The sequence below is a fragment of the Bacillus tianshenii genome (genome assembly GCA_020524525.2).
In the GTDB taxonomy this organism is placed as follows: Bacteria; Bacillota; Bacilli; order Bacillales; family Bacillaceae_N; genus Bacillus_AV.
Genome location: CP129018.1, coordinates 3614666 through 3628121, shown reverse-complemented (window position 1 = coordinate 3628121; position 13456 = coordinate 3614666). Strand labels below are relative to the sequence as shown.

Sequence of the window (13456 nt, the reverse complement as noted above, 5' to 3'; positions counted from 1 at the left end):
ATGTTTACACTAAAAATCCCCTTTTTAAGAAGAATCTAAACAAGCGATTTACCAAAGAAAAAAATCCCATACCATGCATGATTGCATGATACGGGATTTTTCATCTGCTTATTTTGCTTTTGCTTCTTCAAATTCTGCTTGGATTTCTTTTGAAGGCTCAGGACCCATGATACTTACAATCCAAATGACAAGCATGTTCAGAAGGAATCCTGGAACAATTTCGTATAAATCAAACAGTCCGCCTGAAAGCTGTTTCCATACAACGACCGTGATAGCACCGACGATTATACCAGCTAGGGCACCATTACGCGTCATACGCTTCCAGAATAGAGAAAGAATAACGACTGGACCGAATGCAGCACCAAATCCACCCCACGCATAACTTACAAGGTCAAGGATTGAGCTTGCATTTTCATTTGCCGGATTTGCACCGATCGCAAGAACAATTGCGATTACCGCAATCACGATTACCCCGATACGTCCAACCCACACAAGTTCATTTTGACTTGCATTTTTACGGAAAATTGCTTTATAGAAATCTTCAGCAAGCGCACTTGATGATACAAGCAACTGAGAATCGATTGTACTCATAATTGCTGATAAGATTGCTGCTAGTAAGATCCCTGATACCCATGGGTTAAACAGGACATCTGTAAAGAAGATAAATACTTTCTCACTATTATCAACATCCCCAACAATAAGTGGATCATTGATAAAATACGCAATACCGACAAAACCAGTAAAGATCGCACCAAACATACCGAATACCATCCACGTCATACCGATTAAACGTGCTTTCGGTACATCTTTCACAGAACGAAGTGCCATAAAGCGCGTGATAATGTGCGGTTGACCAAAGTATCCAAGACCCCATGCTAATAATGACAGGATAGAGATAAAGCCCATACCTTCCATGACGTCTAAATATTTCGTATCAACACTTCCAACCTTATTCACCGTTTCATTCCAGCCACCAATACTGTTAATCGCCACAACCGGAACAATAATTAATGCTAAGAACATTAAGATCCCTTGAATGAAATCTGTCCAACTTACAGCTAAGAAACCACCAAGGAATGTATAAGAGATAATAACCACTGCACCAATCATCAATGCTTGATTATATGTCATACCAAATGATTCTTGGAATAGTAGCGCCCCGCCAACTAGACCAGATGAAGTGTAAAATGTAAAGAAGACAAGAATAACGAGGGCAGAAATTACGCGTAATAGCTTTGAATTGTCCCGAAAGCGATTTTCAAAATAATCGGGTACAGTAATTGAATCATTTGCAACTTCTGTATAAGAACGAAGACGTCGTGCGATAAATTGCCAGTTTAAATAGGCACCTATAGACAACCCTACCGCAATCCAAATTTGGTTCATCCCGCCTGCATACATAGCACCAGGAAGACCTAATAATAACCAACTGGACATATCAGATGCACCAGCACTTAATGCCGCAACACCCGGTCCTAAACTTCTTCCACCTAAAACATAATCCGATAAGTTACTTGTCAGCCTGTATGAGATAACACCGATGAGGAGCATCCCAATTAAATAAACTATAAACGTTATTAACGTAGCAGTTTCCATGCTCTACTCTTCTCTCCTTTCAGTAAAATACGTAATGATCGACAGAATAATTAATAATGGCATTGGAACGAAAAGCCAGAAAAAAGTCGCACCTGTAAGACCCATATTTTCACCTCCCAAGTATTCTACATACCCTTTACTATACAAAAGTATGCATTTTTCTTGCAATTCAAATATTTTTCTCACACCAAAGATGTACTAAGCAGTGCTGTCAACGCTGAATATCATAACATAAGAATAAAGTCTGAACAGTCAAAAAATTATTTTCAACTAGTTTTCATGAATAAATATGCAATTATTTACCGATTATCCAACCTATAGAGCATGTATAGACAATATCTATTCATTAAAATTAATAAAATTAAATTTACCCTCACCCAATTGATTGGAACTTTATTCTATAACAAGGTATTTATTAGGTCTTTCTTGTTAGTAAATGTCATTTCAGAATAGGCCTTTGTTGTTAGTATGTAAAAAATCATTCATCTATATCCTTAATACTTGAAGAAATAATAGAAAACTGTTCATTATCTTGAAATAAAGAAAGGGCAGACTCACAAGGAGTCAACCCTTAACGATAGATATGAACATATGGCTCTTCTTTTCCTGCTTCACGCGTAATTAAGCTTTCTTGCCCTGCAATTGATTTCACATAGACTTGAAGCGAAATATACGGTGGAAAATGCTCCATAATCAACCCGGTTACATATTCTGTAAAGCCAATCACTTCAGCTTTCCCGTAAAACTGGACAGGGATATTAATCGTCAGCTCCTGCAGCTGCCCGTCCTTATAGAAGCCTTTTCCAATAACGCCAACATAATTCGGAAAATAACGATCAACATCATTCGTAAAGTTCATCACTTTTGAAGAGTCATCATAATATTTCTTTTCCGCAGCGTCTGAAGGGAAAAGAATATATTCTTCATTGATTTTATCCCACTTCTCTAATGATGTTTCACCTTTATCAACGGTTGTTTTCGCAAAGAAATGACCTGGAACAACAGATTCCTTTGGCTGCTCCTTGAATAGCGCCACCATAATCGGTACATTCTTTAAGCCTTTCATTTTCCGCATCCGCTTCACGATTTCTTCTGCAATCCGATTTCCTTGCTTAACAATCTCATCATTAGGAATATCATATTTCCGTGGATATCCATCTTCCTGGTGATAATAATGAACAGAGTTAAGGGACAAGCCGATCACAACACCGGCTAATTCAACTTTATCCTCTTTATTTTTCTTAAAATAATTATGTTCAAGAATATGCGACAGGTAACGCGGGCTTTTCTCATTCGCTTCCTTACTAGACGTCCCGTGAATAGCTGGAGGGTTAAGCCCTTCAGGAGAGCCGACTTTTTCTCCTTCTGCATTTGTTGATTCTTTTCGGTCCAGCCACTTGATAACCGTTTCTCTCTTCAAGTACTGTCCTTCTTGAAAATAATAATCCTCTGGCTCAAAACTTTCTTGAGCATGACGCATTAAACCTGTTTCTAATTCGTTAATATCCAGGCGGTTATCAACTGTACTTGTAATTAACCCGCGTGCTTCCCCAGGCTTGAATGGAAGTATTGTGCGATAATAATCACCTGATAAATTGTACTTCGGTATAATCGCATGCTCCTTCGATTCCTGTGTTTCCCGTACAACCTCTTCCTCTTTTTCAATCCGTGGTGTACATGCTGTAAGAAACAGCATACAGATGAGGAACCATACACCTGCCTTCCTCATGGCCTTTCCTCCCCTATTCTTGCAGTGCTTCTACAAGCTTCTCTTCATCCCATACTGTAATGCCGAGCTTCTCTGCCTTTTCAAGCTTAGACCCTGCATCAGCTCCAGCTACTAGGATGTCTGTCTTTTTACTGACACTGCCAGTCACACTTCCACCTTTGGCTTCAATGGCTGCCTTCGCATCGCCACGCGTGTATTGTTCAAGCTTCCCTGTTAGGACAACGGTCTTTCCTGCAAAGACAGAGTCACTTTCTTCTGCACTGACAGGCTTTGGTCCTTTGTACGTCATATTCACGCCGCATTCTTTTAATTCATTCATTAGCTCAGCTGCCTCTTCTTGCTCGAAATAAGCAGCAATTGATTCAGCCATCTTTTCTCCGATATCTTCAATTGCAATTAATTCATCTTCAGTCGCCTGTTGAAGCTTCTCCATTGTTTCGAAATGCTGTGCAAGTGTTTTCGCGGCTTTAGAACCAACATAACGTATACCAAGCCCAAACAGCAATCGCTCTAATGAATTATCTTTTGATTTTTCAATTGCATTCAACAGGTTGCTTGCTGATTTTTCCCCCATTCGTTCAAGGTTCAGCAATTCTTCCTTTTGAAGCTTATAGAGATCTGCAACATCGTCAATTAATTTCTCGCGGAATAATTGCGCAATCACCTTCTCGCCAAGCCCATCAATATTCATCGCATTTCGGGAGACGAAGTGTATTAAGCCTTCACGGATCTGTGCCGGGCATTTAGGGTTAATACAACGCAAAGCCACTTCCTCATCAATCCGTACTAGCTCACTTCCACATTCCGGGCAATCCTTCGGCATATGAAAGACTTGTTGGCTTCCATCGCGTTGTTCTGGAAGCACATTCACAACTTCAGGAATAATGTCGCCGGCTTTTTTGATAACAACATAATCATTAATCATAATATCTTTTTCACGGATGAGGTCTTCGTTATGAAGAGAAGCGCGCTGTACAGTTGTACCTGCTACTTTTACCGGCTCCAATATAGCCGTTGGAGTCACTGCTCCTGTGCGGCCGACACTTAGTTCAATATTAAGCAGGCGAGTGACAACCTCTTCAGCAGGGAACTTGTAAGCTGTTGCCCAGCGCGGACTCTTAGCTGTTGCCCCTAATGCTTTCTGCTGCGCAAGGGAATCAACCTTAATTACGATCCCATCGATTTCATAGGACAGATCTGAACGGTGTTCAACCCAGCCGTTTACAAATTCAATGACCTCGTCAATTGTTGCACAACGGCGGCGCTCTGAATTCGTTCGGAAGCCCTGTTCCTCTAAATAATCAAGCCCATCACTATGTGAGTCAATTTCAACGCCTCCAATCTCACCAATGCCATACACAAATATATCAAGATGGCGCTTTGCCGCTACTTTCGGATCAAGTTGACGAAGCGAGCCTGCTGCAGCATTCCGTGGATTTGCAAACGGTTCTTCATTATTTTTCTCTTTCAGTTCATTCAAGTGCTCAAATGATTTCTTCGGCATGAATGCTTCACCGCGGACTTCCAGCTTCACCTTATCTTTTAATTTCAAAGGGATGGTTGGGATCGTCCGAAGATTGCTCGTAATATCTTCGCCAGTTTCACCATCTCCTCGGGTTGCACCACGCACAAATAACCCATCTTCATATAGAAGCGATACCGCAAGTCCGTCAATTTTCAATTCGCAAATATAGGAAAAATCATCACCGACACCTTGTCGAACACGTCGGTCAAAATCACGTAAATCTTCTTCATTAAAGGCATTCCCTAAGCTTAACATCGGTGTTTGATGCTGAACTTTTTCAAACGCATCAAGCGGCTCGCCTCCTACACGCTGTGAAGGGGAGTCCGCTGTCTGCAGCTCGGGAAATTGCTCTTCAAGCTTAATTAATTCCTGCATCAACCGGTCATATTCAGCATCTGGAACACTTGGCTTATCCAGCACATAATACTCATAATTATATTGATTTAACTGCTCACGTAATTGATCGATTTGTTGAACTGCTTCTTCTCTTGTCATATGTGCCCCTTCCTATTTGCTCAAACTTTCTCAACTGGTGCGAATTTGGCAAGCAGTCGCTTCACACCAATTGGCTGTGCAAACGCAATATCAAGTTCTTGTGCTTCACCGTTACCTTTCACGCTCACAACCGTCCCAACGCCCCACTTCTTGTGCTGCGCTTTATCTCCAGGCTGCCAATTAACTTGCTCGCCGCCAGAAGAAGTTGTCATCGGGCGTGCGGTACGCTTTGGTCTCGAAGGTGAAGTGCTCCGAGCACCGAATGGAGACGCTACCTGTTGCTTTTCTTCTTTCAAGTTATCTAGTAGATCAGCTGGAATTTCATTAATGAAGCGTGATACTGGGTTATTATTTGAGCGACCAAACAACGTGCGGACTTTCGCATTCGTTAAGTAAAGCTCTTCCTCAGCGCGTGTAATTCCTACATATGCAAGGCGGCGCTCCTCTTCCATTTCGTCCTCTTCAAATAATGAACGGCTGTGCGGGAATACACCTTCCTCCATGCCCATTAAGAACACAACTGGAAATTCAAGACCTTTTGCAGAGTGAAGTGTCATAAGAACAACACTGTCCTTATCAAACTCTTCTTCCTCATCTAACTTATCAATATCAGCAATTAAAGCTAAGTCTGTTAAGAACGCAATTAGGCTCTTGTCATCATTCACTTGTTCAAAGTTTTGCGTAACAGACAAGAACTCATCAATATTTTCAAGCCGGCTTTGGGATTCAAGTGTTTTCTCACTTTTCAGCATGTCACGATATCCGCTCTTCTCAAGTACTTCCTCAACAAGCTCAGTAACGGATAAGTACTCCTGCATGTTTGTCCAATTGGAAATATCTTTGCGGAAGCCATCTAGCATGTTTATAAATCGTTTACTTAAGCCGATTTCCTCCACTTCACTAAGAGCATTGAACATCGACATCCCATGCTCTAAGGCGTAATTTCCAATCTTATCAACTGTTGTCGCCCCGATTCCGCGCTTCGGAACATTAATAATCCGTCGCAGGCTAATATCATCATCAGGATTCGCAATTAAGCGTAAATAAGCAAGCAAGTCCTTAATCTCTTTACGGTCGTAGAACTTTGTACCGCCGACAATGTTATAGTTAATATTCGACTTTAGGAATACTTCCTCCATCACACGTGATTGTGCATTCGTTCTATACAAAATGGCGATTTCCGAATACTTTCGCTTACCACTCTCAACCATCTGCTTAATCTTACCAGCCGCGAAATATGCCTCATCACGTTCGTCATCACCGTTATAATACGTAATCTTAAGCCCATCATCATTTTCAGTCCATAGATTCTTCGGCTTACGGTTTGCATTTTGGCTAATCACTTCATTTGCTGCCTGGAGAATCCGCTTGGTGGAACGATAATTCTGTTCCAAGAAGACCGTTGTTGCATTTGCATAATCCTTTTCAAAGGATAGAATGTTCGCAATGTCCGCGCCGCGCCAGCGATAGATCGATTGATCGGAATCCCCGACAACGCATAGGTTTTTAAAGCGCTCAGCCAACATCTTAACTAGTAAGTATTGTGCTCTATTCGTATCTTGATACTCATCCACATGGATATACTGAAATTTCCGTTGATAAAATTCCAACACTTCAGGCACACGCTTAAATAGATGTATCGTTGTCATAATCAAATCATCAAAGTCTAGTGCATGATTTTTCTTAAGCTGTCCTTCATAAGCTTGATAGACATCACTTACAACACTTTCAAACGGACCTGTTGCACTTTTCGCATACTCATCTGCTGACTTCAATTCATTCTTCGCTGAACTAATCGCACCAAGTAGATTTCGCGGGTTAAATTTCTTCGGATCAATATTCTTATCCTTTAAAATCTGCTTAATAACTGATAATTGATCAGACGAATCCAGAATGGAGAAGTTACGGTTAATGCCGATTCGGTCGACATCTCTGCGAAGCATCCTTACACACATGGAGTGGAAGGTTGACACCCAAATATCTTCGCCTGGTGGTCCTACAATGCTTGAAATCCTGTCCTTCATCTCACGCGCAGCTTTATTTGTAAAGGTAATCGCTAATATATTCCAAGGCGCAACCTGCTTCTCTGTCATTAAATAAGCAACACGATGCGTCAGCACCCGTGTCTTTCCACTTCCCGCTCCCGCCATAATCAATAATGGCCCTTCTGTATGCTTAACGGCTTCTTGTTGTTCTTTGTTCAATCCAGCTAACAACTTCTCACTTAAATATTGCATACTAACACCACCTCGAACATTTGTTCTTATTCATTGTTATCATTATATCGTTATTTTTTCACAGCGTCGACCGTTTTTAAAGCTTCTTTCACATTGGTGTAGATCGCATTTCCAACTACAATCGTATCTGCATACTCTGCCATTTCAGCTGCCTGCTCTCCTGTTTCAATGCCGCCGCCATAGAAAAGCTTCGTCTTGTCCAGCTCTTCCTTCACCTGCTTAACTAATTCCGGGTCACCGTATGTACCGCTGTATTCTAGATAGAAGATTGGCAATGAAAAGAGATTTTCAGCCATTTGCGCATAGGCAATAACATCATCAAAAGAGCTTTCAGTAACCGCATTCGTCAGTGTTGCAGCCTTTGATTCACCATTTAGAATACAATACCCTTCCACTGCAACTTCATCCCAATTCATCACCGCTCCATATTCCTTCAATGCCTCATGATGAAGACCAACAACCCATTTCGTATCCTTACTGTTAAGGACAGTTGGAATAAAATAAAAATCAAATCCAGGCGTCACTGCATCAACATTTGAGATTTCAAGCGCACACGGCACTGAATAGCGGCGAATACTCGCCAATAGATTAAGCGTGTTATCAAGGGTCACGCCGTCACTACCGCCGACAATGACAGCATCCGTACCAGATTCACAAATTGCTTCAAGTACATCATCTTCTATTTCCTTATTTGGATCCAGCTTAAAAACATGTCGCCATTCACGAAAATCATACATTGTGCTACGTCCTCCTCATTATCTCCTAGAAGCGATTATACCAAAAATAAAAAGCCGAATCATAATGAGTCCGGCTTTCAAAATAGTGTTTATTCTTTATCTTCTGTTTCATTTTTCTCTGCTACACGATCTAATGCCATCTGATAAGCATCATTACCATAGTTCAAGCAACGCTTCACACGAGAAATCGTCGCTGTACTTGCACCTGTTTGGGTTTCGATCTTGTGATACGTAAACCCTTCACGCAGCATGCGTGCTACTTCTAACCGTTGGGCTAACGATTGGATTTCATTAACTGTACATAAATCATCGAAAAAGCGGTAACATTCTTCGATGTCATTTAATGATAGAATCGCTTCAAATAATTGATCGAGCGTTTTTCCACGTAATTTATCAATTTGCATAGCTCCCACTCCTTCATCATTCACTTTGCATTGAGACAGCACCTGACAGCCCTGGGGAAGTCGGAATGATATTAATCCACGTTTTCCCTGGGACCAACCCCATTTGCTGACCATCTTTATATGGTAAAATTCGTCCGTTTACATTCTTCCATGTTACTTCCTGCAGTACACCTCGTTGCAGCAGATAGCCTTGCCCTCCGGCTTTTAAATCAATTTCTCTTCTTCCAGCATTATCAATTACTTGATGAGGAGCTTCGACAATCAAGACATTATCCAGTTGAATCGGTATCTTCGTTTCTCGATCAACCGTTTTCTCCCCACTGCTATAGCGCTGGTACATGGATGTTTGCTCATCATATGTATACGAGACGGTGTTCGTATTTGAATACGTAATCATAATATCCTTAGCTGTCTGACCATCAAGTGATGATAGTTCTGATTTTGTAAGAAAAGGTAACGGTTTCACTTCATCGGTAAGGGCGTAATCATTTTTCTTCGCCCCTTTTTCAATGTTTTCATATGTAATATATGAATTGTGTGGTGCACGTCGGAAATCCGCACGTTTAAATAAGCTGCCATCATAGTATAGACCATTCAAATCATCTGCAACATTTTGCTTGTTCAGCATCACTTGTGCTTCTGGACTAAAGCCATGACAAACATAAATAGCGTTAAAACCATTGCTAAGGTTAATATAATAGTCACGAGCACTGCGAACAGGGCCAATCACTTCAGGCTGCTGACTATGAAACATTGCCAAAAACCTTGTTACATATCCTTCTGCAAGCACTTCATATACAACGTCAGCCTTATGTAGGCCAGACTGCGGCCGAGCTTTAGGGTGGTTATTGATCATTACCCCAACAACACGACTGGAAACATCTTCATTCGTTCCTTTTCCTGTCAGCGGAAACGTTTCTTCATACTGCGGCTCTGCTGTCGTTTCTTCAGCAGGCTTCTCCTTCTCTTCTACAGCTGGAGAATCTGATGCTTTCTCTTTCGTCTCATCTTCCCCTCCACCACATCCTGCAAGCAACAAGACAACAAGAAGTACTGCCCACTTGGAGCGTACAGCTTTCTTTAACATGAATAACACAACCTTCATAACAGATATGCTGGCTTATGATTATAAACCAGCATACTTCATTCATTTAATAGTTTAACGCATAATCGAGGGAAAGAGTACACTTTTCTTCATGACATCGAAAATTCCTTGCGGTGTAATGCGGATATACGGCAAGTGTGTAGATGACAAGAATAACAATGTATACACCGGGTCAATAAAGTGATAGCCGCGTTCTCTCAACATATTTGACAGGGTGACTTCTTTTTTCATCAGTTCTTCTAATGATAAATCAGACATGACACCTGAAAGTGGTAGCGGAACATCGCAAATCACATTCCCATCCTCTACAAGCGCAATTCCACCGCCCATTTCTTTCATATGCTGAAACGCCTTTACCATATCACCCTTATTCTTTCCTATTAAGACAATATCGCCAGTATTTGAAAATGAGCTTGCAAAACCTTTCACATGTGAAGCAAAGCCTTTAATCAGCGTTGTAATATGCCACTTGCCTTCACGGTCAATCAGCATTAAGAAGCTTTCATCATGGTCATAAGCTAATTCATCGACAGAAGCATCTAACGTGATCGAATACGGCTTTGTAATAACAGAGTTCACCATTTCCATTCCGAACGGCATTGAAAATTGCATATCATCAAGTGACAAATCCCATTCTAACACAAGCGGATTCATTTCATACTGCTTCCAATCAACCCTCTGGAATGCTGATTGCTTTTTGCCGTTTCGGCGCACCCAGCGTCCTTTTGCCATAACAGAAACAGGCTTCGGGTTCTTCGGGTCTTCTAGGAAATTCAAATGCGCAATACATCCAGGCGCAATCATTCCATGCTGATGGTCAAGGTTATAGTGGCGGGCTACATTGTAGGAAGCCATCCCGTATGCTTCGATTTCAGGTACACCCTTTTCAATTGAAATTCGCACCATTTCATCAATTAAGCCTTCCTCATAGAAGCTTGGAGGAGAACCATCTGTCGTGAAGGTCATTCGGTCATATTGATCAATACCAAGCTCATGCATCTCATCAAGCAGCTTCGGTAAATCAGGGCGAATAGACGAATGACGCAATGACGTTGTATACCCCATCGTCAAGCGATTTAATACTTCTTCACCTGTCATCGATTCGTGGTCAGCATCAGCGCCTAACAGCTTCATCTTTGTCAACGTCTTCTCTGAAGCTCCAGGGAAATGTCCTTCAATCGGCTTTCCTAGTCGCTTCGTTTCCTGCATCCAATGAAGCATGAGATCATCTCCACCGAGTACCTTCGGCCAAGCTGTCATCTCGCCACCTTGAATAACAGATTTATGTTCAAGCCAGTCTTTCATATTGTGATGTGAAAAAATCTCTTCCTCATCCTGAATTTCTGTCTGTGGATCATATCGGCACCACCAATACATCGAGACAGGAATTTGATCTAATTCATCAATTAAAGAAAACGCTTTCTTTTTTGGTAATTGTAAAGTAAGCATTAAGTTGTCATTCACCAGTGTGGTCGTTCCAGTCTGTGATGCATACTCAGCAAATGAATGGGGATTATATAACTGAAACGGATGAACATGCGGTTCAATATATCCTGGTACAATGTGATATTGCTCGCAATCAACAACTTCTGTGTCAGAAATATTTTCGGGAAATTGTTGACCAACGTAGACAATACGATCTTTATATATCCAAATATTGGCTTTTAGCCATTTCTTTAATGCTTGGTTTAAGTATGTTGCGTTTTTTAACACAATTGTTGGGGGAATGTTCCCATCGATCACATCAATGTGTTCTCGAATTTGTTTATTTCTCCAACGGTAACTACTTTCTGGCATGTTTATCCTCCGTTCAATACTTCTTTTCTATATCCTAACATATCATGCAGTTTAACGCATTAAAGAGGTTGTGAAATAATATTACATTCTTGTGTACATTCGTAAAGGAGACTATAAAATGACAAAACAAAATATCGGTACAATTAATGCGCTTATGCGGATTACGATCGGGCTGACAACCGTTGCCTGGGCCACTGCAAAAATGGTTCGCCAGCCATACTGCCCATCATTCCTCTGGTTTGCAATGGGAGGCGCTATGAAAGTAGCCGAAGGTATTACCCGCTACTGCCCGATGGTTGCTGCCTATGAACAAATGAAAAAAGACTGTGGATGTGACAGCCACAACGATTCGGAAACAAATGAACACACGGTTGTAAACCCATCCTAGTGAGAGCAATAGCATAAAAAAACCCCTGCACTCATATGCAGGGGAATGTATAAGGAGTGATATACAATGCCATTTTGGGAATATCTAACCGATACATTCTTTATATATGCACTCTTAATCGGAAGTATTATTGCGATTTTGTTTGTGTATGTGCGGAAGCGGAACGTGAAATAGCACGCTTACCGATATCTGTACGGAAGAAGACATCATCTGACGCTAACTTGCTCATTTCACTATCTACTTCTTGTTTCGCTGCTGCCAAGTCATCACCAATTCTTGCAGCTAATAATACACGCCCGCCATTTGTCACATATTGGTCAGACTCTTTCTTCGTCCCAGCATGGAATAGAAGTGTCTGTTCTTCAAGCTGATCCAAGCCTTGAATTGGCTTTCCTTTTTCATACTCAGCTGGGTAGCCTTTTGACGCTAACACAACACCAATGACAGCTTGTTCTGACCATTCCAACTGTACATCCTTACCGTCTAAGATGTTCAGCATCACTTCGGCAAGGTCATTTTGTAGGCGCGGTAACACAACTTGTGTTTCAGGGTCACCAAATCGAGCATTGAACTCGATAACCTTTGGCCCGGCCGCTGTAAGGATTAACCCACCATATAAAATGCCAGTAAATGAGCGTCCTTCTTGTACAAGTGCTTCAGCAGCAGGTTGAAGCACTTTCTCGATCGCTTCTTCAACTGCTTCGTTAGAAATTTGCGGGACTGGCGAGTAAGCTCCCATTCCACCTGTATTTGGTCCTTCATCGTTATCATAAGCACGCTTATGGTCTTGTGAAATGACCATCGGGTAAACATTTGTACCATTTACAAACGCCATTAAGGAGAACTCTTCCCCTTCTAAGAACTCTTCAATGACAACTTGTGCACTTGCTTCGCCAAACTTATTCTCTTCTAGCATTTCATGCAGACTTTCAAGTGCTTCTTCTTCAGTCATTGCAACGGTTACACCTTTACCTGCTGCAAGTCCGTCGGCTTTAATTACAATAGGTGCACCTTGTTGCTTCACATATGCTTTCGCTTCATCCACATCTGTGAACACTTCATATGCTCCTGTTGGAATATCATATTTCTTCATAATTTCTTTTGCAAATGACTTACTTCCTTCAATTAAGGCTGCATCTCTTACAGGACCGAATACTTTCAGTCCTTCTGCTTGGAAACGGTCTACAATACCATCAAGCAACGGATTTTCAGGTCCTATAAATGTTAGGTCAATCTGATTGTCCTTTGCGAAGGCAATCAAAGCATCATGATCGGTTTCTGAAATTGCAACACATTCAGCAACATCTGTCATCCCATCATTTCCTGGTGCTACAAACACTTTCTCGATTTGCTTGCCCTGTGCAAACTTCCACGCCACCGCATGTTCACGTCCACCGCGGCCGACTACAAGTACTTTCATCACCTAGCCACCTCTTCTATATG

10 protein-coding genes are annotated in these 13456 nt (G+C 41.5%); 1 reads left to right on the top strand and 9 read right to left on the bottom strand.

Annotated elements, in window-relative coordinates; all coding sequences use genetic code 11:
- Positions 1–108 precede the first annotated feature (108 nt).
- From putP to LC040_18350, 8 genes are all read right to left on the bottom strand, one after another.
- Entirely contained in the window at positions 109–1596 is a 1488-nt protein-coding gene (putP, locus tag LC040_18385) for a sodium/proline symporter PutP (GenBank protein ID WLR51109.1), read from the bottom strand.
- 571 nt (positions 1597–2167) lie between these two features.
- Positions 2168–3325 (bottom strand): CamS family sex pheromone protein, encoded by a 1158-nt coding sequence (locus LC040_18380; protein ID WLR51108.1) that lies wholly within the window; start codon positions 3323–3325, stop codon positions 2168–2170.
- A 13-nt stretch (positions 3326–3338) separates the two neighbouring features.
- Entirely contained in the window at positions 3339–5345 is a 2007-nt protein-coding gene (gene ligA / locus LC040_18375) for an NAD-dependent DNA ligase LigA (GenBank protein WLR51107.1), read from the bottom strand.
- 20 nt (positions 5346–5365) lie between these two features.
- Positions 5366–7582 (bottom strand): DNA helicase PcrA, encoded by a 2217-nt coding sequence (gene pcrA / locus LC040_18370; protein WLR51106.1) that lies wholly within the window; start codon positions 7580–7582, stop codon positions 5366–5368.
- 50 nt (positions 7583–7632) lie between these two features.
- Positions 7633–8319, bottom strand: a complete 687-nt coding sequence (locus LC040_18365; GenBank protein WLR51105.1) for a heptaprenylglyceryl phosphate synthase — start codon at positions 8317–8319, stop codon at positions 7633–7635.
- An 89-nt stretch (positions 8320–8408) separates the two neighbouring features.
- Positions 8409–8723: a YerC/YecD family TrpR-related protein gene (locus LC040_18360; protein ID WLR51104.1), complete on the bottom strand. Its 315-nt coding sequence runs from the start codon at positions 8721–8723 to the stop codon at positions 8409–8411.
- 16 nt (positions 8724–8739) lie between these two features.
- Positions 8740–9810 (bottom strand): DUF3048 domain-containing protein, encoded by a 1071-nt coding sequence (locus LC040_18355; protein ID WLR51103.1) that lies wholly within the window; start codon positions 9808–9810, stop codon positions 8740–8742.
- Positions 9811–9882: 72 nt separating this feature from the next.
- Positions 9883–11625, bottom strand: coding sequence for an adenine deaminase C-terminal domain-containing protein (locus LC040_18350; protein WLR51102.1), 1743 nt, complete (start codon positions 11623–11625; stop codon positions 9883–9885).
- 118 nt (positions 11626–11743) lie between these two features.
- Here LC040_18350 and LC040_18345 point away from each other — a divergent pair, with 118 nt between their 5' ends.
- Complete coding sequence (locus tag LC040_18345; protein ID WLR51101.1) at positions 11744–12013, top strand: DUF2892 domain-containing protein; 270 nt, start codon at positions 11744–11746, stop codon at positions 12011–12013.
- Between the two features lie 127 nt (positions 12014–12140).
- Here LC040_18345 and purD read toward each other — a convergent pair whose 3' ends face one another.
- Complete coding sequence (gene purD, locus LC040_18340; protein ID WLR51100.1) at positions 12141–13433, bottom strand: phosphoribosylamine--glycine ligase; 1293 nt, start codon at positions 13431–13433, stop codon at positions 12141–12143.
- Positions 13434–13456: the final 23 nt, after the last annotated feature.